The organism is Rania fehmarnensis, from assembly GCF_056494185.1.
Genome location: NZ_CM151398.1, coordinates 6295394 through 6321487, shown reverse-complemented (window position 1 = coordinate 6321487; position 26094 = coordinate 6295394). Strand labels below are relative to the sequence as shown.

The 26094-nt window shown below is 56.2% G+C and carries 15 protein-coding genes; 7 read left to right on the top strand and 8 right to left on the bottom strand.

Annotated features, from left to right (window positions below; all coding sequences use genetic code 11):
• Positions 1 to 9: 9 nt before the first annotated feature.
• From SH573x_RS21655 to SH573x_RS21625, 7 genes are all read right to left on the bottom strand, one after another.
• Positions 10 to 4761 (bottom strand): Ig-like domain-containing protein, encoded by a 4752-nt coding sequence (locus tag SH573x_RS21655; RefSeq protein WP_479349871.1) that lies wholly within the window; start codon positions 4759 to 4761, stop codon positions 10 to 12.
• Between the two features lie 497 nt (positions 4762 to 5258).
• Positions 5259 to 7169, bottom strand: coding sequence for a plastocyanin/azurin family copper-binding protein (locus SH573x_RS21650; RefSeq protein ID WP_479349869.1), 1911 nt, complete (start codon positions 7167 to 7169; stop codon positions 5259 to 5261).
• A 61-nt stretch (positions 7170 to 7230) separates the two neighbouring features.
• The gene (gene cysS, locus SH573x_RS21645; RefSeq protein ID WP_479349868.1) at positions 7231 to 8859 is read right to left on the bottom strand and encodes a cysteine--tRNA ligase; all 1629 of its coding nucleotides are present in this window, start codon (positions 8857 to 8859) and stop codon (positions 7231 to 7233) included.
• A 95-nt stretch (positions 8860 to 8954) separates the two neighbouring features.
• Positions 8955 to 11876: a phosphoribosylformylglycinamidine synthase subunit PurL gene (gene purL / locus SH573x_RS21640; RefSeq protein WP_479349867.1), complete on the bottom strand. Its 2922-nt coding sequence runs from the start codon at positions 11874 to 11876 to the stop codon at positions 8955 to 8957.
• Entirely contained in the window at positions 11857 to 12702 is an 846-nt protein-coding gene (locus SH573x_RS21635; protein WP_479349865.1) for a prephenate dehydrogenase, read from the bottom strand. Before SH573x_RS21635 ends, purL begins: the two co-directional genes overlap by 20 nt.
• Positions 12703 to 13368: 666 nt before the next feature.
• Positions 13369 to 14352: a BON domain-containing protein gene (locus tag SH573x_RS21630; protein ID WP_479349864.1), complete on the bottom strand. Its 984-nt coding sequence runs from the start codon at positions 14350 to 14352 to the stop codon at positions 13369 to 13371.
• Between the two features lie 401 nt (positions 14353 to 14753).
• Positions 14754 to 15200: a hypothetical protein gene (locus tag SH573x_RS21625; RefSeq protein ID WP_479349863.1), complete on the bottom strand. Its 447-nt coding sequence runs from the start codon at positions 15198 to 15200 to the stop codon at positions 14754 to 14756.
• Between the two features lie 24 nt (positions 15201 to 15224).
• Here SH573x_RS21625 and dnaX point away from each other — a divergent pair, with 24 nt between their 5' ends.
• The 5 genes from dnaX (at position 15225) to SH573x_RS21600 (ending at position 21785) form a co-directional block, all read left to right on the top strand.
• On the top strand, positions 15225 to 17315 hold the full coding sequence (gene dnaX / locus SH573x_RS21620; RefSeq protein ID WP_479349862.1) for a DNA polymerase III subunit gamma/tau: 2091 nt from the start codon (positions 15225 to 15227) through the stop codon (positions 17313 to 17315).
• A gap of 16 nt (positions 17316 to 17331) precedes the next feature.
• Positions 17332 to 18432, top strand: a complete 1101-nt coding sequence (ald, locus tag SH573x_RS21615; protein ID WP_479349860.1) for an alanine dehydrogenase — start codon at positions 17332 to 17334, stop codon at positions 18430 to 18432.
• Between the two features lie 324 nt (positions 18433 to 18756).
• Positions 18757 to 19074, top strand: coding sequence for a hypothetical protein (locus tag SH573x_RS21610; RefSeq protein ID WP_479349859.1), 318 nt, complete (start codon positions 18757 to 18759; stop codon positions 19072 to 19074).
• 753 nt (positions 19075 to 19827) lie between these two features.
• Positions 19828 to 20193 (top strand): DUF2237 family protein, encoded by a 366-nt coding sequence (locus SH573x_RS21605; protein ID WP_479349858.1) that lies wholly within the window; start codon positions 19828 to 19830, stop codon positions 20191 to 20193.
• Between the two features lie 137 nt (positions 20194 to 20330).
• Complete coding sequence (locus SH573x_RS21600; RefSeq protein WP_479349857.1) at positions 20331 to 21785, top strand: hypothetical protein; 1455 nt, start codon at positions 20331 to 20333, stop codon at positions 21783 to 21785.
• A 273-nt stretch (positions 21786 to 22058) separates the two neighbouring features.
• Here the strand turns inward: SH573x_RS21600 and SH573x_RS21595 are convergent, their stop codons facing one another.
• Entirely contained in the window at positions 22059 to 23429 is a 1371-nt protein-coding gene (locus tag SH573x_RS21595) for a lipopolysaccharide biosynthesis protein (RefSeq protein ID WP_479349856.1), read from the bottom strand.
• 279 nt (positions 23430 to 23708) lie between these two features.
• On the opposite strand from SH573x_RS21595, the gene SH573x_RS21590 reads away from it, so the two are divergent.
• Positions 23709 to 25265: a DUF3375 domain-containing protein gene (locus SH573x_RS21590; RefSeq protein ID WP_479349855.1), complete on the top strand. Its 1557-nt coding sequence runs from the start codon at positions 23709 to 23711 to the stop codon at positions 25263 to 25265.
• A complete protein-coding gene (locus SH573x_RS21585; protein ID WP_479349854.1) occupies positions 25262 to 26077 on the top strand; it encodes a DUF4194 domain-containing protein in 816 nt (271 codons plus the stop codon). Before SH573x_RS21590 ends, SH573x_RS21585 begins: the two co-directional genes overlap by 4 nt.
• Positions 26078 to 26094 lie beyond the last annotated feature (17 nt).

Below are 26094 nucleotides of genomic sequence, written 5' to 3'. Positions count from 1 at the left end.
ACTCCTTACTCACAGCGTTGCCAGCGCCGAATCGATTTCTTCTAGCGATCCGGTGCCATCAACCAACTGGTCGACTTCACTGCTGGCCAGTGTGAGTGTATCAATCTCGCTTAAAGCGCTATCGACTGCTCCTGGCGGCAGCTGCGTGGTAGCTGTTATCAAAGTCGACGTGCTGTCATTGGAATTGGAACCTAGTGCACGTCGCAACGCTTCGCTGGGCGAGAGCATGCGACTAGCCGCTTCGATCGGTGGAGCAGCTTCCCCTTCGGCCACCAATCCGTTGGCCATTGTTGTTCTAGCCGCAGCACTATTGGTCGATGCTGCTGAACCACCTTCGCCTTCGCCGCTACCAGTGCTGCTGGTAGTAACGTTGGTAAAGCTGATCGTATTGGTTCCGGTGACGCGCAGCAGGCGCGTATTGCCGTCGCTAGCTAGCACTGAAACTCTCGAAGTGCTGCCTGTCAGTGGCAAAGTGGCCGATACATTTTGATTGGACGCGTTGGTGGCGGTCACCGTCAGGTTGGTAGCCGCGGCATCCAAACGAGCTTGAATATTGGAGAAACCGGTCATGCCATTGCGGATTGCATACCAGCTTTCGCTACTACCCGGGGCCACGGCTAACGTAATCGAATTGGACGAAACCGAACCGAGGAAATCGCGAATGCTGATGTACTGCGACTTTAGTCCACCGACCATGCTCTTCAGCGTTGAAATACTGGTGTCAGTAGCCGCTGAAGTTATCGTCATCGAGTCTCCGCTGTCTTCCAAGAAAGGCAGAGCAGAACGAGTGACGGTATAAGTTCCAGGTGCCAGGCTGTCGCTGACAAAGGCACCGGTATGATTGGTCGACAGCGTCAGAGACTTATTAGCTCCAGTAAGGTCCACGCCTTCCAGTTGCAGATCAACACCGCCCAGAGATGCTGTGCCGGTGTTGGCCGCCAGTGTTCCGCCAATGGTCCGCGTCACGTAGTTGTTAACCGTTAGCACCACATTGGCAGTATCGGTCAACGTGCCATCGCTGATGGTATACGTGAAATTCACCGTACCGGCAAAACCAGAACTTGGTGGCGTATAGATCAAAGTCTTGCTGTCACCGGAGATGGCAATTGTGCCTTGGCCACTAGTGGGCTGAGTAATAGCCGTAATCGTCAGCGTCGCTCCTGGATCAGGATCGGTGTCGTTGGCCAGAACACTGAGATTCGTGGTGCCAGCGGTCGACAGTGCCGAGAGCGCATCGTTGACTGCATCGGGTGCGTCGTTGCTGCCCGTGATTGTAAAGGTGATGGTGCCAGTTGCCGTAGCCCCGCCGCTATCTTTCACGACATACGTTAGAACTTCGGTGCCACTGACGTTCAGCCCTGGTTTGTAGAGCACCTGGGACTTGTCGGCTGAAATCTTAAACGAACTGCCGCGAGTAGAGGCTGAAACGCTGTCGATGGTCAGTGTTTCTCCAGCATCCGTCGTATCGTTGGCTAGCGGATTAAAGCTGGCTTCGGCTGCATCTTCTAAGACAGTAAACGCGTCGGCCACGGCTACTGGTGGTGGGTTGGCAATCTTGACATTGACTGAAACAGTAGCGGTAACTGCGCCACCGCGGCCATCACTCAGCGTGTAGGTGAATGTGTCGGTGCCTGTGAAGCCGGATTTCGGCGTGTATAGCACGTTTAATCCACTAGAGCCAATCGTGACCGTGCCGCCCTGGCTGGGTGTACCCACTGCCGATACTTGCAGCGTTTCGCTGGCAGGTGCGTCAACGCCCGTGGCATCGTTCAGAAGCACATTCAACACGTTGTTGTTGCTTCCGATGTTTACATCGAACGTATCGTTATTGGCAACTGGTGGATCGTTCACATCAGCCACTTGCACAGTGACCGTGGCTGTCAATGAAACGTTGTCTTGATTCCTAACCGTGTAGGTAAACGTTTCAGCACCGTTGAAGTTATTGCCTGGTGTGTAGTTGATCGTCTGGCCGTTGGCCGCAATTGAAATCGTGCCTGAGCCCGAAGGGTTGGTAGTGCTGACAATCGTGAGGGTGCCGCTGCCGGTGATCGTATCATTGGCTAAGACATTCAACGACTGCACGCCGCTGTCTTCGTTGAAGTTGTAGGTGTCGTTGGTCGCCACGAAGTTGGCACCCACAGCCAAAGTGGCTGCGCCGTAATCGACTTGCGTGGCGGGAATCGCGGTCGAGCGATTGAAGAACAGGATATCACTACCGGTCAAGTCGGCAGCTTCGCTGCGAATATTCGCATTGCCGGCTGCCTTGGCCGTGAACGTCACGGTCGCAATTAGCTTGGGATCACCATCCGTGGGAGTTAGACCACCGAAGGCACCCAACTCGTTAATCTGTCCGGCCACCGTCGGTGTACCGGCGTTAGGCAGCTTGCCGTTAACAAACGGATCAGCGTAGGTGATGGCATTGGTAGCGATCGGTTCAACTACGGCTGGATCGTATAGCAGATCGATGTACGAACCAAAGACCCCCGTGGCTTGGATTCCGCGCAAGTCTTGCGTCAAGAACCTCACTTGGAATTGTTGGCCGGTGGAGATCTGCGTGATTGGATTGCCTTGCATGTTGACGACTTGTAACGTCACCTTGGCCAGCGGTTGTTCAATGGCGTTAATGGTTACCGACTGAGTCTTGGTATTGCCAGCTTTGTCGGTCAATTTCAAACTAAAGGTGCGTGCGCCCAGTTGAGCTTGAGTGGGGGTCCAAGTCAGCACGCCCGTGGCTGCGTCGATGGCCATGCCCGTAGGTGCATTCTCAAGTGCATAGACCAACCCGCCGGTGCCTTCCTCGGAGTGAGTCAGATTGAGGCTCAAGGCTTGGGCTACAATAGCCGAGGTCGGGAATAAACTGCTAGTCACATCAGCTGGTGCCACCGTATCGAAGGTCACTGACAGGCTGGGCGAAGCGCTGCTCTCGGCGGTACCGACCGTTTGAGTAGCTGTCACCAACACAGCACCTTGGCCGAGCGAGGAAATATTGTTCGCTGTGACGACCGTCGTCGTACCCGTTGCCGTAGCTTGTCCAATGACAGTGTTGCCGACTTTCAGCTTGACAACTGCGCCCGAAGTCGTGCCCGTAACAGTAAAGGTTGGCGAAGTGGCGCTAGTAATGTTATCGCTGTTGCTGGCGCCTAGGTCACTGGTGGTGTCCAGGTCCACCGCTGTAGGCGCGGCGGTCGAAGCCACTGTCACGTTTACCAACTGCGTATCGGTGGTCGACTGAGTATCCGTAGTCGCACTCTGTTGTACGGTAGCGCGGAACTGAGCGGTACCGGTGAAGGCGGCTCCCGGTGTGAAGGTAACCACACCGGTCGATGCATTTACCTGAACCGTATAGTCACCCGACGAGACTTTGGCCACGCTGTAGGTCACCGCGTTGTTCTCGGCGTCCTGCGAAGTCAAATTGATGGTGGTCGGCCCACTGGCGGCCGCTGTTACCGTAGGGATCGGGTTGAGGAACGGAGCACCATTCCTTGAATCGGCCGCCGCAGTAGCCGTAAACGACGTCGATGTTGAGTTGCCCTCGTTATCGGTGATCGTCACGGTAATGGTCGATGTGCCCGTAGCCGCCAAAGCTTTTAACCGAATCAAACCGTTTTCGTTATCATCAAAAATCGTGGCGCTCTCGATGACAATCGCCGTCGTGGGCGCATCGCTGGAGTTGGTGGCCACGTTACTGATCGCTTCACGAACCGCATCGCCTTCAATCAACTGACCAAACACGGGGTGATTGAAGTCCAGGTGGCGAGAAGGCGCTTCGGTGATAAAGAACTGCGAACTGCCCGTATCATCTTCGCTGGTCTTAGCGTACGACAACACGCCTGAGCGATTGTGCTGCAGATCGAGATCAAATTGGTCGTCGATGTTAGCCGTCGTGGCGCCCGTGGCACTAGTGCCTGTTTGGATCATGAATCCATTGATGATGCGATGGAAAGCCGCATTCGTATAAAAGCCGGAATTGACCAGGTCGATAATCTTTTGCACAGGCACCGAGGCTTCAGTCTGAAACAACTTGAAAGTCATTTCGCCAAAGTCTTTCACCCGAATACGCAGAGTCTTGTCGCCCGTAGGCATCATCTCAGCAGTAATGACGCTCGGATTGCTGGAACTAACGGTGATCGTCAGTGGGTTGCCATTAGGATCGTAGGCATCCACTGGGATGTGCATGGGAGCGCCTACTTCGACGCTCGTGTTCGGAATGGTAGCGACGCTAGGCGTGGAAGACTGCGGTATGGCCACTCCCACCTTGGCTGCCAACGTGGCCAGGGTTTGCTCGCCCACTAGTCGTGAGCCATCCAAGAAGACCCAGGTCGGATAGGACGTAATATTGTTCGCTGTGGCGATGCTAGTGGGCTGACGATTGGCGTCGGTTACTTCCGTGTACGGCAAGTACTTCGCCCCGTCCTGGAACAATTCTTTCTGAGCCAGGCAGTGGGGGCACCAATAGGCACCATACATAATGGCCCCAGAATCCCTAATGGCCTTGGCCAAAGCAACCAGGTCATTGGCGGCTTCCCCTTCGCCTTGCAGTCCAGCCGTGCTCATGCCGGCCACGGGCTGGGCCAGGTAGGCCGATCCCAATAGCGGAGAAAGCGTATCGCCGGCCATCAGGGCACGGTGCTCGAGGGATTCCAGCTTGACCGCACGATTCAGACTAGCTGACGTGCATTGGCCCAGTTCGGCCGACTCTTGCCAGCCCAAGCAATTTCGCAACCACTGAACAAAACGATTACGTTTTTGGCGACGCGACATATTCAATCGTAGTCCTAGTTGTAAGACGAGGTGGTCCTCTGGCCGCTCGATTGCCAGTCAGCTTTTAGACTAATCTAAACGCCGATAGTTCCCTGTCGACAACCTCCCAAGATTGAGTCGGTCGGCTATTCGGGAACTGCAATTTCAGCATAAACGGAGCTGGCCGCACCATTTTGCCACCCTACCCAAAGGCAGCATCTCCCCCAGTATACGAATCTGGGTCCCAACCAGCCGGGATTTTTCCCCCAGTCAACCTATACATTCTGCCGCAGAGCAGCTCAGTTGCCCAGAGTTCCCCAGTTTGTAGGGCCGAAATGAAATGCCTGCGCCACGGGACATTTACAAAAATGTGGATTATGTTGCCTTTGGAAGCAGGCCCGGTTAGAAGGCTGAGACGCGGAGGGTCGCAGAAAAGACCCACCGGACCCACTGGGTTTTCTCCGCGGGCTCTGCGTCCTCAGCGTTTTAGAATTTGCGCTGGCAACCGTCGAAGGTACCTACTTGCCAGCGGCAAGGTACGCCAGGATCTCAAAGATCTCATCCTGAGTATATTGGTCCATCAACCCGGCAGGCATGATCGACTTAGACGACCGATTGAGCTCCTCTATGTCATCTCGCTCGATGCGCAAGGGCTGCAATTGCTCTGGACTGGCGATCAGCGAAATGGTCTCTTTGGTCTCTTCGATCACGATTCCGTTATAGACTTTGCCGTCACTTAAGAGCACCTGCTGAACTGCATATTTGGGATCGACCTTGTGCGAGGGGTCGATGATCTCTTGCAGAATCGCGCGAGTGTCCCCTTTCAGGCGCGTGGCGATATCGGTCAGGTCGGGACCAACCACGCCACCTTGGTCACGCATTTTATGGCACTGCAAACAAGTTGCCTCTTGAAGCAGCTTGGCCCCGATCTCACTCGAACGTCCACGCAGGCCAGATTCCAGAGCTGGAGCCAGATCGTTGACTGACCACTTTTTGACAAACGACCGGTTGTTACCAATGGGGTCCGCCGGCGGCTTGGGATTTTTCTGCCAGGCATCCAGATCCGGCACCACAACCATCACTCCGTACATCCGCATCCAGTGATTAGGAAAGGTGCACACAAACGGATATTCCCCCGGTTCCAGGGGAGCTTCAAAGGCTAGTCGATCTTGCTTGCCCGCCGCCACCATGTTTGTAGCCCACAAGACTTTATCGCTCTTGGGAACGTACTGCTTGCCCAGAGGCGCTTCGTCGGGCGCCATCTTGGCCGCGGTGAATGCAACTTCCTTGAGTGCCCCTGGCATGGTGATCACCAGGTTGTGCGGCATCAAGTCTTCGTTCTTCAGTACGATTTCCACCGGCTTGCCAGCCTCGATGGCAAAGTACTTAACGTCGTAGCGCATCTCCTCTTCGACGGTCCGTACACGCACGACGCGAACAGCCACATCGCGCAAGCGCTGTCGGTAGCTGCGCGACGTTTCGGCATCGAGCGCAGGCAGCAGACTTTCGGTCAGCTGAGCGATATCCAGAAAGGCATCACTAGTGCGCTGCTCGATGGGCGTGGCTTCAACAATCGTCATCAGTTTGACGGCCAACTGTTGTGATAACTCCGCCTCGCGATCCCCAGCGGGTATCGACAGCAAGCTACGAATGGCATCGGGCCTGAGGTCTACATCTTCGATCACCTTGTTCAGCAAAACGAACGATGCCCTTCGATCGGTAGAGATGGTGGAGAGCGTTCGAATAGCCTGCTGCTGGACGTCCTTGGGCTGCGCATCGTCGATGAAGGAGACCACATCGCCGCGCAGTCCATCTCGAGCCTCTTGGGCAACCATCCAACTGACCGCAACTAACATATCGATAGCGTCGGCTGATGATGTGGCGGCATGCGCGCGCACGGTTTGCAGATCCTGGGCACCGGTCAACATGGCCGTGGCCGCAGCGCGCCTGGCCCAAGGCGATGCGCTCTGCAGCGACTGGCTCAGCAGTGCCCCACTGGCCGACAAGGCTGTCTGGTCTTCCGCCAGCAAAGCGGCCAACAGATCTTTGGCCGAACGCGAGGACTCGAGCGATTCATCACGAAGCGCATCCAAAGCCGCCAATAACTCTGCGATTACGCTGGTCGATTTCAGCCTGGCCAAAGCCTCGGCCGCCGCTCGTCGCTCGCCTGCAGGAATACCAGCTCGCGATAGAATCGCCGCGAAAACCGGAATGTACTTCTGGTCGTCCGCACTGCGCTCGGCCAGCAACAACTCAGCATTGCTCAGGCGTTTCAGCTGATACTCGACAACCTTGGGGCTCTTGTCCAAGAAGAGTTTTGGGGCTTTGATGCCCGGTGGTGTCGAGGCATGATGATCGTGCTCCTGAGCCCAAAGGGTATTGCTCAAGAGCAGAATTAAAGACCAGGCTGCAATGGATTTGGGAATCAAGATTGGAAACTTGAAACAAGAAATTTGTAAGTTCTGAAATCCAGTTTTGAAATCGACGGGTCTACTGCCGTTCCCAGGTCGTGCCTTCTTTCAAGTCTTGAATGCTGATGTTCAGCGCCGTCAAGCCATTGCGAATTGCGTCGGCTGTTGCAAAGTTCTTGCTTGTCCGCGCTTCGGCGCGCAGTTTGATCAGGAGTTGCATCAAATCGTCCACCAATTTCGCGCTACCATCGTCCGTCTTCTTGGGCGGCTTGATGAACAGGCCCAGGATGGCTCCCATTTCGCGTAGCACGGACATGGCTACTTGAAAACTCTCGAGCAGTTCCGACGTGCGTTTGCCGGTTTCTTCCAGTTTGTTTTCATCGACGTGCCGATTGACGGTGCGGGCCAACTCGAACAGGTCGCTCACCGCCCCACCTGTGTTGAAATCATCATCCATCTTTTCGAGGAATGAATTGCGCAGGGCCGATACCGCTTGAATCAGGACCGAATCGCCGGCTTGGGCCAGCCTCGCATTGCCCTCGGCACGACGCTGCGGATAGTCGACCTTTTCGAAGAAGTTTACCCCCGTGATGCGTTCGAAGCGACCAATCAAGCGCTGAAAACTGGCCAGTGCTTGCCCAGCCTCTTCCAAGCCTTCATCATCGAACACGATCGTGGAACGGTAATGGGTGCGCAACAAAAAGAAGCGAATGCGTTCGCCGGTCTGTTTCTCGATCAAGGCCGCCAATCCGCCGGCGCCTTTACTGCGGCTGAACTTTTCCGCAGTAGCGGTTTCCACGGACGCCGGTTCGCTGCTGGCGTCAGCGCCATCGCTGCGTGTTGCCCGACCACCGACTTTGCCGATGCCGCTGCCAGCTTTTACCAATCCATTATGCATCCAGTATCGCACCATGGGTTGCCCATGGCAGCAACGACTCTGCGCTAGTTCATTTTCATGGTGCGGGAAGATCAAGTCCAAGCCACCACCGTGAATATCAAACGTTTTACCCAGAATGCGACGACTCATGGCGGAACATTCGATGTGCCAACCCGGTCGTCCCGTTCCCCAAGGACTGGCCCAAGATGGTTCCCCTGCCTTGGCCGACTTCCATAAGGCAAAGTCGCCCGAGGAACGTTTTTTGGAAGCCGCTTCACCGCCTTCGCCTTGCTGGCTTTCCAGCGTGCGATTGCTCAGTTGCCCATAGTCTGGGTCGCGGGCTACGTCGAAGAACACATCACCGCCGCTGGCATAGGCAAAGCCGCGCTCGATCAGCTCTTCGATGAAGCGAATGATCTCGTCCATGTTATCGGTCGCGCGGGGCATATGGTCGATCTGCGTTACGCCCAACGCTTTGAGGTTCGAGAGATAATCGGCGGTCATTTCCGTGGCCACCTGATACATCGAAATCCCGCGTTCAATACTCTTGTTGATCAGTTTATCATCGACATCGGTGATGTTGACAACCCAATTTACATCGTAACCGCAGTAGACCAAATAACGCTTGATCGTATCGAAGATGACCGGCCCGACCATGTGCCCAATGTGCGACTCGGCGTAGACCGTTGGTCCGCAGAGGTACATGCCGACCTTGCCCGGCTCAACCGTAGTGAACGGTTCTTTCTGCCGAGTCAGCGTGTTGTAGATGCGAATCGATCCGGTAACGGTTGAATTGGACTTCGGGCCAGCAACTGGGGCGGCAACAGACACGGCATAACTCCCTACATGCTCTATCCTGAAACAAACAGCCGGATTATAGCCGTTAGCCTGGTATTATGGCATAGGCCCCGGAGGTGTCGATGTGCTTACGCCCAGTCCAGCGGCTTGAGCCAGGCGGACTTCAGATCATGCCATAGGCAATCGCAACAGGTCTCCGCACCGGAGCGAATGGTCAGGCGATCCGAACCATTGACCTGGCCCAAGAGCGCCAGTGGCAAGCCGCTGAAATGCGCTTCGAACTTGGCCTGAGCCGCTGGAGTAACTTCGATCACAAAGCGACTGTTGGACTCAGCGAATAGCAGTTCGGTTACCGACAGACCAGCCTGCCCGGCCGCGGCAGCAATATCAACTTCGACACCCAGTTGCCCACCAAACGCCATCTCGGCTAGCGCCACCGCCAGGCCACCTTCGCTCAAGTCATGGCACGATCGAATCGCGCTTTGCTCAATTGCTGCATGCACGGCTTTGAAGATCTTCAGCGCCCCGGTCGGCTCAACGGTCGGCACCTGACCACCATCCAAGCCCAGCACTTTGAACAAATGCGAGCCACCAAACTCCGATTGGGTATTGCCAACCAAGTAGACCAGATTGCCTGCGGACTTGAAGTCCATCGTCACCGCGCGGCGCACATCGGCCATCTGGCCCATGGCGCTAATCAGCAGCGACGACGGGATGGCCATCGATTGCTTGATACCTGCCTCATCAATCCAAGTGAATTCGTTGTTCAAGCTGTCTTTGCCGCTGATGAAAGGCGTTTGCCAAGCCACCGCCAGGTCATGACAGGCCAGGGCTGCGCGCACCAACGTGCCCAGTGTCTCGGGTCGATCAGTGTTGCCCCAACAAAAATTATCCAGGATCGCCAGGCGTGACGGGTCGGCGCCTACGGCCACCGCGTTCCGCACTGCTTCGTCAATGGCGCTAGCGGCCATGTGATATGGATCGTAATCGCCGTAGGCTGGATTCATGCCGCAGCTGATAACCACCCCGCGCTGACTGTTCAGTCGAGGTCGCACCACGGCCGCGTCGCTGGGGCCTTGGCACGCTGGACCAACAAACGGCTTGATCACGCTGCCACCCTGAACTTCGTGGTCGTACTGACGCACGATCCAATGTTTGCTGGCCACGTTCAACGACCCGAGGATCTTCAGAATAGCCGACTCGCAATTCGACTGATCCAGTCTCGGGACCGGCGTCTGAGGACTTGGTTGAGGTTGATATACGGCCGAGCGGACCGTGGGTGGCCGACCATCGTGCAAGAAGTGCATTGACAGGATGCCGACTTCGTGCTCCTTGTACATCAAACGCAACGTACCGGTGGGTACGAACTGGCCAATCACGCTGGCTTCGACACCTTCCGCAGCACATACGGCTTTCAGCCGTTCCAGCTTTTGCGGTGGCACAGACATCACCATGCGCTCTTGAGCTTCGCTGATCCAAATCTCGGTGTAGCTGAGGCCTGAATACTTCAGCGGGGCTCGATCCAGCCAAACTTCGGCACCAATCGATTCACCCATCTCACCAACGGCGCTACTGAAACCACCCGCGCCACAGTCGGTCACCGCCGTGTATAGCCCTTCATCGCGAGCTTGCATGAGCACATCGAGCACCATCTTTTCGGTGATCGCGTTGCCGATCTGCACCGAGCCGCCCGAGATCGATTCACTCTGACTGGTCAGTTCTGCGCTACTGAATGTCGCTCCGTGAATACCGTCGCGGCCAGTTCGTCCTCCGATAGCCACAATCCAATCGCCGTCGCGCGGCATCTTATCCGCTTTGTCGACCGGCAGCAGGCCTGCGTTACCGCAATAGACTAGTGGATTACCCAGATAGCGAGGGTCGAAATACACCGCGCCGTTGACCGTGGGAATACCCATGCGATTTCCGTAATCGCGCACACCAGCAACTACGCCTTTCATCACCCGGCGCGGATGCAGGACACCCGGCGGCAGTGTGGCTGGATCGGTATCGGGTGGCGCGAAACAAAATACGTCGGTGTTGCAAAACGGTTTAGCCCCGAGTCCCGTGCCTAGCGGATCACGAATTACACCGCCGATCCCCGTGTTAGCTCCACCATAGGGTTCAATGGCGCTGGGGTGATTATGCGTTTCTACTTTGAACACAATGTGGTATTCATCGTCGAACTTGACGATACCCGCATTGTCTTTGAAGACCTTGACGCACCAATCATCTTTGCCCAACTGGTCGCGAATCTTCTCGGTGGCTGCAAAGATGGTCTCTTTCAGCATGTTCTTGAATTGTCGCGAACCGTTTTCGTCAACATACGCGATGCGGCCGGCCAAAGTTTTGTGGCTGCAATGTTCGCTCCAGGTTTGCGCTACCGTTTCCAGTTCGATATCAGTCGGCTCGCGACCCAGATCTTTGAAATGTCGCTGAATCGTTTGCATCTCTTCTAGCGACAGGTACAGTTGGCCTTCGCGACTAAGACGTTTGAGGGCTTCGTCATCCAGCGAACGAATCGGGACGTGGACTAATTGGTAGGCGTAGGCGGTTCCAACATCCAGTTTTTCCAAATGCAGCGGACCAACGACAACTTGTTCGATCGAATCGTTGGCCAGTAATTTGTTGCACAGTCTATTCAACGCAGCTTGATCGAGATCGCTCAGCCAATATTTGCGTAAAGTGCGCACCTGGTCGACCGGCAGCTTTAAATCTTGCAGAGCTTGCAACGTGCTTTGCGCGACTGGGTCCATCACGCCGGGCTTGGGCATGACGTACACGATTTGATTCAAGCCGCCATTGGCTGACTGCAATCGCTGATCACCTACGGGTGCGACGGTGACGCGCTCAGTAATGGGATCGGCCAAGAGCTGCGAAGCAGCCTGCGTTACGTGAGCTTCACTCAGTTGACCGGAGAGCAAAAAACCGTGTGCGGCCGCGATTTTGAGGTGATCACCTAGACCCAGGTCACGTGCCTCGGCGGCCAGTGCCAGACCAGTGGTATCGACCTGGCCATCGGCCGGGAGCACATCAACTTCCCAAAGCGTCACGTGTTGCTTTTCCTTCTTGCAGGAGTCGTTCGATTTCAGGTCCATCACCCGATTGCAAAGCTGCGAGCCACTGTTTGAGCACAGCGTCAAAGTTCTGTAAAGCCTCTAAAGCTGGCAAGCGATTTTCTTCGAGTATTTGACGCCACAATTGAGCATTGCCTGCGGCGATGCGCGTCGTGCTGCGCCACCCGGTGGCCACCAAGGGCAACAAATCAGGCGGCGTGGCACCCGCCAAGGCCGCCGCCAACATATGTGGTAAATGACTGGTAATGGCCACCGCTTGATCATGTGCATGCGGCGACATCACCAGCGTGCGTGCGCCGAGAGCTCGCCATAAGACTAGCGATTGCTCGAGTAGTCTCGGCGGTGTAGAGTCCACTGGAGTGATCACTACCAAACTACCGTCCAGCAAATCAGCTTGTGCATGTTGAAAGCCGGTGCTCGTGCCACCGGCTAGCGGATGGGCGCCCACGAACGGGGCACCAGCAGCCGCTTGATCGACCGCCGCCACGATAGATTCTTTGGTACTGCCCACATCTGTTATCAGACTCTCTGGGCTGACAACCTCAGCAGCCTGCAGCACATGATCGGCGATTTGTTGCACCGGTGCACAACAGATAACCAAGTCTGCACCCTGGGCCGCATCCGTAATGTGCTCGAACGCTTGGTCAATGACGCCTGCCTCAACCGCCAGCTGAGGCGCGCGGCCCGGCCTGCCCACGCCGAAAACCGACTTGGCCAGATGGCGCTTTTTAAGCGCAAGAGCAATCGAACCGCCAAGAAGGCCGACACCAACGATGACCGCTTTGTCGTAGATTGGGCTCAATCGGTTCGCATGGCAAATGAGGAAGCGCTCACCAAAAACAGCATGATATAGTTTTCGCCAGCTCTGCGAAAGGATGCACGCCACTGTCACCTCCCCCGCGCAGCGGGGGAGGTCGCAGACGAGGCGTTCAGCCGAAGTCTGCGGGAGGGGGTCATGCGCTACACAAGACTCATGCGGTACTCATCTGTAGCCGAAGTCGCCAGACTTTGGACGCGTCACCCATCGACATCCAATCTCTGGCGAGATCGGCTACTGCCAAGCCCCCTCCCGAATCTCGCTAAGGCTCGATTCGACCTCCCCAAGGCGAAGCCTTGGAGAGGTGACAGTCACCTCGCCCGGCGAAGCTGGGGGAGGTCGCAGACGAGGCGTTCAGCCTTCGTCTGCGGGAGGGGGCCATGCGCTACACAAGACTCATGCGGTACTCATCTGTAGCCGAAGTCGCCAGACTTTGGACGCGTCACCCATCGACATCCAATCTCTGGCGAGATCGGCTACTGCCAAGCCCCCCTCCCGAATCTCGCTAAGGCTCGATTCGACCTCCCCAAGCTGCGCTTGGAGAGGTGACAGAGAAACGAAAAAAGGCTCGCACCTTGCGGTACGAGCCCTTTTCTTGCAATGGGTGTGGAGGGTCAGCCCACACTCAAGTTTCGTTGGACTTCGTCTTTGTTACTTGCTGGTAAAGTCGAGGTACCACAGGCCGTCATCCCATTCCAGGGCGACTTTGCGCCATCCCAGTGGAACTTGAGGATACGGATAGAACGGTCCGATGTAGGGCCAAGCCGAAGGGCTGTATTGCTTCGGATAGGTCACAGCGGCATAGTTCGGGTAAGCTGCATAGCTAGGCCAGGCATAGTTAGGCATGTAAGGTTGATCGTAGCGTGGTGCGCCTTGACCATAAGGCACGCCACCGGCATTCATAGCGACGGGCATGCCGCTTGGGTTGCCGCCCATTTCACCGTGATTGACTACCATCGAAGGAGCCATGGGGTGAGGAATGCCGTTGCCCACGACTGGCATGCTCGATTGGGGAACTGGTTGCAGTCCACCAGGAGCCGAGGTCGAGGCTTGACGAACTGCCGAGCCTACCGACACATCGTCGATCACTTTGCGAACGCCTTTAACGCGGCGTGCAATGTCCAGCACCAACGCTTTTTGTTCTGGCGAATTGACTCGACCACGCAGGGCGACATCGCCATTGGTGGTGGTCACATCCAGATCGAAACCACGCAACGAGCCAGCTTGCTTCTGAGCTTGCAGCTTGCTGATGATCGCATCGGTAATGGTTACGTCGGCTGCGCCTAAGCCAACTTCTTCGTCCGCCGATGCAGGTACAACTGCATTGGTGTTGAAGCTCTTGGCCGTGTGGCCAGTGACTTCTAGATCATCAACTAGCTCAGCCACACCGGCTGTGCGTTCAACGGCGCCGAGCACTAGATCGTGCTGAGCGTTGCTGCGCACATTGCCGCTCAGGTAAACGACGCCCGATTCGACCTTCAGGTCGAGATCAAAGCCTTTCAGTTTGCCTTGAGCCTTGGCTTGCTGGAGTTGAGACATAATGCTTTCGGCGATCTCACGGTCACCGCCCAAAGCCCAAGTGGGCATGGCTGCTGCAACCGTCGCGATCACCACGCCAAACAAGAATTTTCGCATGGGAACCCTCCTACGTTCTTTTACGTCTAGCCACATTCGTGCAGCCTTGCGAGACGAACGGACAAGTGCTCGGGCTCGATCGCTCCGCAGGCTTAGCCTCGGAGAAGATCGAAATAGTTCAAGCACCAGTCGCTCGGCCCGCAGTTCTGCGTGCGGGAAATGGCATCGTGCGGCGGCCGTTGCCGCAAATACGAAACTTTTAAACCGTTGGTTGCGAATCAACGGGAGGGTACTGTAGCCACGGAACGCCGGCGCACACGATCTACGGAGAAACATGCAGGCACGATGTGCCGGCCTGAATACGACCGTAGAGCAGCGCCCGCATCCGCTTACGCCAAGATTCCCCCCTTGAGCGCAATTGGACTGCAAGTCTGTCCGGAGGTAAATTTCGGCAAATCCCCTTAGCGCCTGGTAGGGTTTTTTTCGATTTTGCGGCTCTTCTCGCCAGTAACGGCTGTATCAGGCGCGTTAAAGATGACGCCTCTCACCCAACCCAACAGGCTCAGCACTACCAAGCCCCCAATCGCTAAACCCGCCGCAATGGCACCCAGCCGCGGACGCACTGCAGTCAGTCCACCAATGACCAACATGATAGCTAAACCGGTACCCCGCAACCGCTGCCAGCCCAACCGCTCCAACTGGGGCGCAGCCAACCACCCCAGCACCAGGACGATCCCGACTTTAATCAAGGTACCGGAAGAAAACTCGCGACTGCCCGACTCCATCGAAGAACCAAAGCGAATAAACAGCCCGGCCCCAATCATAAGGATGCTCAACGCCAGTAACACGCCGCGCGCAAATCGCGTCGAGCTACCGTGAGTCTCTGCGGGCCGTGGTCCGGTGTCCATTGAAGTGGTCCTGAATTTGGTACAATGCTCGATCCACAAACCCCCGAGCGGGGCACAAAACGTGAAATCGACCTACCGACCAATCATAACCGTATGCCTGACGTAAACACACCCAAGCCGAACCACGGGGCCGATGATCCGGCGACCTACACTGTCGTCGCCCGCCGCTACCGACCCAAGTCCTTTCAAGAACTGGTCGGCCAAGAGCATATTGCCCAGGCGTTAGGAAAAGCCATTGCCACCGGTCGCGTCGGGCACGCGTACCTGTTTACCGGAGCCCGCGGAGTCGGCAAGACATCTTCAGCCCGTATCTTTGCCAAAGCCCTCAATGCGCCCGGCGGCCCCACTGCCGATCCAGTTAATGATTATGACTCAACGGCCATCGATACCGGCGAAGATGTCGACGTCATCGAAATCGACGCGGCCAGCAATCGTGGTATCGACGAGATCCGGCAACTGCGAGCCAACGTCAGTGTGCGTCCCAGCCGCTCACGCTACAAGATCTACATCATCGATGAAGTGCACATGCTGACCAACCAGGCCTTCAATGCTCTGCTAAAGACGCTGGAAGAACCACCTGAGCATGTCAAGTTCATCTTCTGTACGACCGACCCCGAAAAAGTTCCGATCACCGTCCTGTCCCGCTGCCAACGCTTCGACTTTGCCCCAGTTCGACCCGACGCCATCAAGCAACGCTTGATCGAAATCTGCCAGGCCGAAGGGTTCGAAGCTCAGGACGATGCGCTGGCACTGATTGCGCGTCGAGCCGCTGGTTCGATGCGCGATAGCCAATCGCTGCTCGAACAAGTGATGAGCTTTTCCACCGGCGTGATTACGGTGGAACAAGTGCACGCACTCTTGGGCACAGCCGATGAAACTCGCCTGCGCGAACTGGCTGAAGCCCTCGTCAATCGCGATGGCGTTGCTGCCTTGACGATCGTCAACAAAGCCATCAACGACGGTACCGATGCTGGCCAATTCGCCGAACAAATGCTCGGCTACCTGCGAGATTTGATGGCCGTAGCGGTGGGCGGTAGCGCCGACCTGCTGAAGGTTTGTAATCCAACTGGCTTCGATGCGCTGAAAACCTTGGCCGACCGTTGGGGCCTGCAAACGATTCTGGCGGCGGTTCAGCTGTTGGATGAATCGCTGGTCCGCATGCGCGTCAGCGTGCAATCGCAAGCGCTGTTCGAAGTGGCGTTGATCCAGATTTCGCAATTGCAAGACCTGGCCATGATCGCCAAGATCATCGAAGCGGTTCAGCACGGCGGCCCTTTGCCCTCAGCACCCGCCACTCCGGCAGCTGCGTCCCAAGCCAGAGCTACAGCCGCCCCAGCGACAACCGCTAGCCCAGCCGCTGCTCCCGCGAGCAGCGAAAAAAAAAACGTTGAAGGGCTAGACCTGAGCCAGCTCAAATCCACTCGACCTCCTACTCCTACTCCTACTCCTACTCCTACTCCTACTCCTACTCCGGCGACGAACGCAGCGGTGTCCTCCCGACCGCCGGCGGTGGCATCGACGATTCAGATTCAAGCGGCCCCTCTGGTTTCAACCTTTGTTAGCGGGACCAGCGAGACTAAGGAAGCGCAAGTCTCCAGCAGCGTCAGCAGTTCCATAGCCTCATCGCCGCAAGCTCAAACGGCGCTCCAGCAGTGGAGGCAAGCGGCCGGAACAACCGAAGGCATGCTGGCCGATTTTGCACTGCGGGCAGTGGCGGTGGAAATTTCTGGGCAAAATGAATGGACGGTGGTTTTTCCACCCGGCAGTGGCAAGACGGTCGACTACTGCGAAGGCCCGACTCGCAAAGAGGTGATGCAAGCCGCTCTGGTACCGCTAACGGGGCAAACCCTCAAGATCAACTTTCGAGTTCAACCGGGCCAGGCAACTCGGACCACCACCGAGCTACCCGTTTCTTCTTCGGTAGCGCGCTCGCAGCGTATGCGGCAACTAGCCGAACACCCGCTGGTTAGTAAACTATGTGAACTCCTGCAAGGCGAAGTTGTCCGAGTCGATCCACCTGCGGAACCACCGATCGGTCCTCCTCATCAATCGTCAGCGGGCGCGGCATCCAATACTTCAGTATCGACTGCTCACGAAGTGGTCAATGTCGGTTAACAATCCGAGGTGATGTGTGATCGTTGGCGTACCCCGAGAGATCAAGCAGGACGAATATCGCGTAGCCATGTTGCCCGTGGGTGTTGAAGAACTCACCTCGCGCGGACACAAGGTTTTAGTTCAAGCCGGTGCGGGGTTAGGCTCGGGCATCGCCGATCATGCCTACTTGCATGCCGGTGCCAAGTTAGTGGCCAGCTTGGAAGACGTCTATCGCACTTCGGATTTGGTGGTCAAAGTCAAAGAGCCGCAGCCCGAAGAGTTTTTGCTGCTACGCTCCGGTCAAACTCTATTCACTTATTTTCATTTTGCTGCCAGTCGCGAACTGACCGAAGCCATGGTCAACTCCGGCGCGAACTGCCTGGCGTATGAAACTTTGTCCGATGCCCAAGGTCGTTTACCGCTGCTGACACCGATGAGCGAAGTAGCCGGGCGCATGAGCATTCAAGAAGGCGCCAAATATCTCGAACGGCCGCAACAGGGTCGCGGAATTCTACTAGGTGGTGTGCCGGGCGTTGCCCCTGCGCACATTACGATCCTCGGCGGCGGAGTCGTCGGCGCCAACGCGGCCCGCATCGCCGCTGGTTTCCAAGCCGACGTGGCGATCCTGGATGTGAACCTCGATCGCTTACGCTACCTGGACGACGTCATGCCACCCAACGTCAATGCACTCTTCAGCGATCGCCATACGATTCGCGATCAATTGAAACTGGCTGACCTGGTGATCGGAGCCATCTTGATCCCCGGTGCCAAGGCTCCCTATTTGATTCGCAAGGAAGATCTATTGCTGATGAAGCCGGGCTCGGTGATCATCGACGTCGCTATCGATCAAGGCGGGTGTGTTGAAACCAGCAAACCTACCACGCACCTCAATCCAACTTACATGGTCGATGATGTCTTGCACTACTGCGTGACCAACATGCCCGGTGCCGTAGGCCGTACCAGCACGTTTGCCCTGTGCAACGTCACCTTGCCGTGGGTCTTGCAGTTGGCCAAACACGGCATCGAAGAAGCCGTGCGACAATCCAAACCCTTGACCACTGCCGCCAACATTATGGGTGGTCGCATTACCAACGCCGCCGTCGCCGAAACATTCGACCTCGAATTCGCGCCGCTCTGACCAACGTCTCCTTTTGCTCCGCAAAAGGCGATCCCACACCTTCACACTCCTTCCAAGTAGCGATGCCATAATGTGCCAGGACTTCTTTATGATAATCCAACCTTTGCCGATAGGCGCTCAGCCATGCGGTCGTCCACCGATGTAACGCTGCCTCGCAGTGTAGTGCCGGTTTTTCCAGAATGCTGTGTTGTTTGTGAGGAGCAAACCAATGCCACTGCGAAGATCGTTCAGCATTCGCAAAATCCGCTGGTGACTTTGTTCGCGCCTTTCATGTTGCTCTTTGGCTGGTCGCGAGTTGCTTTTCCACTTTGCCCCAAATGCAGGATGAGGTTTTATTTGCAGCGCTGGGGGCGGACAATTCTTTGCTGGACGATCTTGGGGATTGCTGTGGTGGTGGTCATGCCTTACTTTCGCGATTGGAACCCCACGACGCGCAAACTGGCTGTCGTAGCGATCTGCATTGGAATTGCCATGCCTTACTTTTTGTTCGAGGTCTTCTTCCCGCGTGCCTTTGAAACCACGGCATATTCACGAACAACTATCTACGAGTTTCGCTCTCGCCAGCTGGGCCTGGAGTTTTATGCGCTGAACAAGGCCAAGCATCCTTACTCGCGCATCGACATCACGCTGGGCAATGACTAACGCCGACTCGCACCCCGGCTCTGCCTGGGTACGCACTGCCTTGGAGGCTCCGCCTCCGGTGCTTTAGCGGCACCACTCCCTATCAGACGCGCAGGCGGAGCCTGCGGGGCAGTGGGCTCCCAGGCAGAGCCTGGGGACCAGGGTTTCATTGGCCACTGGACGCCCGCCCCAGTCCTCGCAGCTTCGGAGAAACCGGGGTCGGCCAGGCTCGCAAAGTCGACTTTCAAAAGGTAAAACTTCAGTTTAGTAATGAACCGGATGCGATCTTTAGCATTCGATACAACAAACCGCCGAGCGACAAAAAGAACTGAATCGCAACTACTTTACATATAAAGTAAGTGCATCTCACGTAGCAGCGTCTCACGTAGCAGCGTCTCTCCGAGACGCTGAAAACCTTCAGCGCATAGGATAATACGGTGGATGCTGCGAGTCTCGGAGAGACTCGGCTACGTGATACGTAGCAGCGTCTCTCCGAGACGCTGAAAACGTTCAGTGCATAGGATAATACGGTGGATGCTGCGAGTCTCGGAGAGACTCGGCTACGTGATACGTAGCAGCGTCTCTCTGAGCCGTTGAAAACGTTCAGTGCATAGGATAATGCGGTGGATGCTGGGAGTCTCAGAGAGACTCGGCTACTTGGGGTGATTTCGATGCGGTATAATGTGGCTGGGCCCGTTTCAGAATTCTTCTCTTCGTTTGAAATACTCGCCGAGCTTGACGCTCGAGCCAGCGTTATCCGGAATCACCAACAATATGCGTCGAGCAAAAAACGTTTTAGGTACCGAACTTGAAACCTGCAGTCTGGATCCCGTGACTGGATTCTATCGCGATGGCTGCTGCAATACTGGGGCCGATGACCTGGGCTTGCACACCGTCTGTGCTGAGATGACCGATGAGTTCTTGGCCTTCTCCAAATCTCGTGGCAACGATCTGAGCACTCCCAACGAGATGTACGAGTTTCCAGGCTTGAAAGCGGGCGACCGCTGGTGCCTGTGCGTGCTGCGCTGGAAAGAAGCCTTCGAAGCCAATATGGCTCCACGCGTGAACTTGAATGCCACGCATATGTCGGTGCTGGAGTTTGTAAATTTAGAAGACCTTCAACAGTTTGCTGCTGAGTGAATTGATTGGCGTGTAGCATAGGCTTCTAGCCTGTGTCTGCAGTATTTCTGTTACACAGGCTGGAAGCCTGTGCCACATTACACAATACACAGGCTGGAAGCCTATGCCACACTACACACCACACAGGCTGGAAGCCTATGCCACAACATAGCCCGAATGTGAGCGAAACACCGAAGACTTCTTTGACGAAGCGCAAGGTTCGGCTTGGACGTTGGCTGTTGGGGATAGTCGTTTTGCTGTTGGTGGTGATTGGATTTCTGCCGACGATCGTGGGCTCGCGCTGGATCTATCAGCCGCTGATCGATCAATTGGCTGCCGATGATTTTCGACTGACGATCGACAGCGTACGTCTGCGATGGTTTACGCCACTGCAACTCAGTGGCATTGGGCTGAGCGAGACCAATGGCGGTCCACCTCTGTTGCAGATTCGCCATGTGAAGACCGATCGCAGTTTGTTTGGATACTTGATCGGCGGTCGCAAACTTGGACGCATCGAAATCATCGAGCCAGTGGCCTCGGTGGAACTGCTGAAGGATGGTACCAATCTGGATCGACTGGCGCAGGCGATCGAGCGCACGCGACAGAATCCGCGCCGGCGTGACAAGTCTCCATTGGCAATCGATGTGGACGTTATCGTGCGCAGTGTGGTGGCCAAGGTCCTGCAGAGTTCGGGAGCCGACCCACTGGTGGTTGTACCGGCGTTTGACCTGGAGGCCAGTTATCAAGCCGCCTCGCCCGATGCGCCGGCTCGCCTGGTCATCCAACCAACGCAAGTGCTCAACCAGGTCAAGATCACCAAAGACCTAATCGATTTAGGTTTGGGGCATGCCGTGCCACTACTGGCCAAGTCCGCGTGGTTCGATGGCAACGTGTCGCTGGCTATTGGCAAGATCGAAGTGCCGCTGGCCACTCCCAAGTTGACCAGCGGCAGTATGCAATTAACTCTGCATCAAGTTCGCAGCGGTCCGAACCATCCGGCGATTATTGGTATGATCGATTTCGTAGGACGCTTGCGGCAAAAGGAGCCGGTCCATGAACTGATCTTTGTCGATGGTTCGGTGATCAACCTGAGCCTGGCCGAGGGGCGAGTAACGCACGACGGGCTGCAGTTTGGTTTGCCGAAGATGGATAGCCGTTTTCAGATTGCGACCAGCGGTTCGGTGGGACTGGAGGACAAATCGCTCGATTTGCTGGTCAATATTCCAGTACCCATCGAACAATTAGCGCGGCGTGAAGAAGTTCAGAAACTGGGCGTGCCCACGCTGCGCTTACCAATCACTGGGACCCTGGACGACCCCAACATCAATTGGACAGCCATGCGCGGTGATGCAGCTGCATTACTTGGTTCGATTCGCCAGGCATTAGGCGATGAAGCGCCAGCCGCCGCTCAAGTGGTAGGCGCGCTAGAAGGCTTGGCCGATGGCAAAGCGGACCAGGCGATCGGGGCGGCAGTTGATGTCATCCAGCAGTTGCGCGAGCGCCGTCAAGAAAAGGAAGCTGCAGGCGACGGTCCCCCCAAACGCCCCATTCGCGATGCTCTCCGCGGGCTGCTGCGTCCAAAAGAATCCCCTGCCCCCGCCGAGCCGAACTAAGCATTTTTCGTAGCGGAAGCCGTCAAGGCTTTCGTCATCCTTCGTAGCGGAAGCCGTCAAGGCTTTCGAGAAAGTCAGTTGTACGAAGGGCTGTATGTCACCTCTCCCAAGCTTTGCTTGGGGGAGGTCGGAGCCAGCGTTAAGCTAGGCTCCGGGAGGGGGCTCGTTACCGAAGTGGACGTGTTTGCAGCAGAATTAAGTTCGGCTATGGATTCGAAACGCTTGACGCGTTCGGCTACGGATTCGAAACGCTGGATGCGTTCCGCTACGGGCTTATGCGTGGACCAATAGCAGGACAGGGGTGAAGCACATGGCGATGGTAGGCCAACCGAGCGCTGTGCCTTCGCGACTGATGCGCCACAGGACGCCGGCCAGGATAACGCCGCTGGCGATGGTGGTCGCCATGACCGACCCATGCAGGCTCCACCACGCGATCAATGGATAGTTCAGAGCCGCATTGAGCACCAGGCCGATGACCAGAATGATCGCTACTTGCTTGCCCTTTTCGACGCAAAACAAATAGGTCTGTGCCAGCAAGAACAGGCTCATCCAAATGCACTGTACCAAGGCCACGGGCAAGATGCGTTGAGCTTCTTCGTAACGGCCGCCTAGCATCCAATCGAACATAACTGGCGAACCAATTACGGCGATCGCAGAGCACACACCGAACAGCACAGCCACGCTCTGCAACACTTGACGCATGCGTTTAGCCATCTGTTCACGATGACCGCTTTCATAATCCGCACTCAAGTACGGAAGCACAATGCCGCTGAGCAAAGCTGCGACGGAAATCAATAGGCTGGGAATTAAGCGACCGCAGTGATATTGTCCGATGAGCGCTTGGCCCAATTGCATATCGCTGGTCAAGTGCAACAGCAGTGCTCGATCGCAAACATCAAACAAGTTGGTCAGCAGGTTCATGCACCACAGTGCTACGGCAAACGGAACGACGCGTTGCCACATCCCAGGTGTCGAAGAGAGACCCCGTAACTCATGGGAATGAACGGTTCGCAGCACCCATAAACCTGGCAGCAACGCGATGGTGCACGAGAGCGTATAGGCCGGCAGTAGGATCGTCCACGATTGCACCCACACTAGCCCTAGGGTCCCCAGCACCGCGAAGGCCAGGCTATTGATGAACTGCATCGAGCTCACCACGCGCACTTGCCGGAGAGCCGACATCAGCTCGTTGACAAAGTTGAAGATCGTAACGGCTGCGAGAGTCGATATCAGCCAACTGATCTGCTGAGCTGCATGGACATCGTTGAACACGAGCCAGGCAAATCTTTCAGGCATGGCCGCCATCACTATTGATACGCCGACCAGTCCACAAGCACTGGCAATCGTTAGTGAGCGCAAATAAGTGCCCAGGGCCCCCTGACGTCGAAAGATCTCGACGAACTTGCCAAACGAACCGGGCAGACCCAAGACGGCAATCGGCGCGGCGATGACAAAGAAGCTATTGGCTAGCGACCAATGCCCCAACTCCGCGTCGCTCAGAAAATGACAGAAACCCAAATTGCGCAGCAGCCCAACCATGCGTTGGAGCACGTTGGCCACCAACATCACGCTCAAGCCAGTCAAAAAGCGATCACCCGCTGCTTGCAGCGTGCGCTGGGTGGTCGGGTTGGCAATCTGGTTCATAATGCATTTAATCTCGGGCTGGGGCACGCAAGTGTCCGCTTCAATGCCTGGTCAACCGTCGCGCAACCGAGGCTAACCAAATAGAAGACACTTTGGGCCACTTTGGACCCTAGAACATAACTAAGCAAACGCTAGCAAAAAACACGGAAAACCAAGTGAGTTTGCCTTCCAGGTAAGCTGAATCGGTGGCTTTTGTGGCAAATAGGGGGGTAATCTCGCGTTTTGACTTGTCTGTGGGACCAAACGTGTCACCATAGAGCTTTAGGATTTGCAGCCTTTATGCACGAAAGCCAGTTCCTCAGTTCGATGCGTCGCGAAAGTTTGCGAGCCTTTTTTGAGGCTTCGCCAACCGCTCGGCTATTGCGCAGCGATCTAGCGCCTCTGGTTATCGACTTTCTCAATCGCACTTTCAAATCCGGGGAACTGATTTCAGTCGGCCAGTCCGATCTGCGGGCGCGGTTGGCGATCTACCAAGACGAACTGCACGAAGCCGATCCGGCGCTGCTGATCGGCCCCCCGGAGCGTTATCTGACTCAGTGGGCCGATGCCGGTTGGTTACAGCGTTTCTTGGAATCGGCCTCGACCGAGCCACAATTTCAATTGACGCGGCATGCCGAAGAAGCGATTCGTTTTGTCGATTCAGCCGTATCGCGTGGTTCCAACATGGTCGGCACCGAAAGCCGGCTGCGACTGGTGATCGAGACTCTGGAAGATATCGTCCGCGGCGCATCGGCAGATCCCGATCGACGGTTGGAGTATCTGCGAGCCCAGCGAGCGAGCATCGATGCGGAGATTGCGGCGATTGAATCCGGCAAGAGCGTGCAAACGTATCGCCCGGCCCAGATACGCGAGCGATTTCAAACTGCTGTCGACTTGTTGAAGGCCTTGCAGTCGGATTTTCGAGCCGTTGAAGAACGCTTTCAAGCGATCGCCCGCGAAGTGCAGCAACTGCAAGCCCAAGGTAACGACTCGCGTGGTGGCATCTTGGGTTACGCACTTGATGCCGAAGACATGCTCAAGACTCAGGACGAGGGCATCAGCTTCTATGCCTTCGTAGCGTTCTTGTTTTCGCCAGGTCAACAAGCTCAACTGCTCAAGAACATTTCCGAGATTCAGCAACTGGCGGCGCTAGCCGATCAACACGAGTCGCTCTCGCGGGTGCGGCGGATGGTGCCTGCGTTGTTGGCCGAAGCAGAGAAAGTCATGCGCACCACTGCGCGGCTGTCGGCGACCCTGCGACGCTTGCTGGATGCGCGGGCGGCGGCGCACCGCGTGCGTTTGGCCAACGTCTTGCGCGATATTCGGCAAGCAACGCTGAAGCTGGGTGGCGATCCAGACAAGACTCAAAATATTCAACTCGCGATCGAGACGGATGCAGATATCGTTTCGCCACTGACGCGGACCTTTTGGACCCCGGCCCAGAGTTTCACCAGCGAAGAGATCGTCTTGCATCAGTTCGATCAAAATCAAGCCGCGGCGATCGCTTCGGCCTTCGCCCGCATGCAGCGACTGGATTTCCGTCGCTTGCGACGCGCGATTCGCGACCTGACCAGTCAAGGTCATAGCCGCACGCTGGCCGACCTGGCTACCGAGTATCCGATCCAAGGCGGCGTTGTCGAACTGCTGGGTTATTTGCAGATCGCGCACGACGATGGTCACAGAATTGAAAACGCGCTGCGCGAAACGATCCAGATAAAAGCAACTACACCAGTCCGCAGTAGTGACGAGGCTGAACAGAGCACGCAGCCCGATGGAGATTCCCTGAGCGTGCAAATTCCACTTGTCACATTCCTGCCAAAAGCACTATCCAGCGAGAGTGGGCGCAAACCCCGATGAACGATTTCTCTGAGCCCGATAACGACACCGGTTTTGACGTCAACCGTGAATCCAACCAATCGCCCAGCGACGGCACACAGAGCGACGGCACACAGAGCGACGGCACAACGAGCGACGGCACACAGAGCGACGGCACACAGAGCGACGGCACACAGAGCGACGGCACACAGAGCGACGGCACAACGAGCAGCGTGCACAATGCCTTGCGGCCCGAGATGGCCTATGAGCATCATTTGACTGAGCCGGCCGAGTGGAGCAGTGCGGCGGTGCGCTTGTTGCAAGGTGTGGTTTACCATGATGACAACCAACAGGTATGGGATACGCTGCTGCGATCGGTGTCGCCCTTGACCGACTACTTCGGCAAGCTCGGGTTACTATTGATTGTCGACGAGGCTGACGGAATGGCTTACTTGAGGCAACTGGATGAAGAGGATATGCCACCGGAGTTCCACGGCATACCACGTCTCTTTCGCCGCACGCCGCTGAGTTACGACACGACGCTGTTGTGTGTGCTGCTGCGCGATGCCTTGCGTGTCTACGAAGAAGAGGACGTGCAGAATGAACGGTGCGTGGTCTCGCAGAATGATTTGTTGGCTCTCTGGCAAGCTTTCTTTCCCAATCAAAGCGATCAAGTGCGTTTAAATCGGACACTGGTCGCGTCTTTGCGCAAACTCGAAGAGCTGAAGTTTGTTCGGCAGTTTGAACAAGAGCCACCATCGTGGGAAGTGCGACGCATCATCAAAGCCAGATTGCCTTTGGAAGATCTAGAACGACTGCGTAGCAGTTTAGTGGCAGCAGTTGGTGAAGCGTAAGTCGAACACTTGGCAAT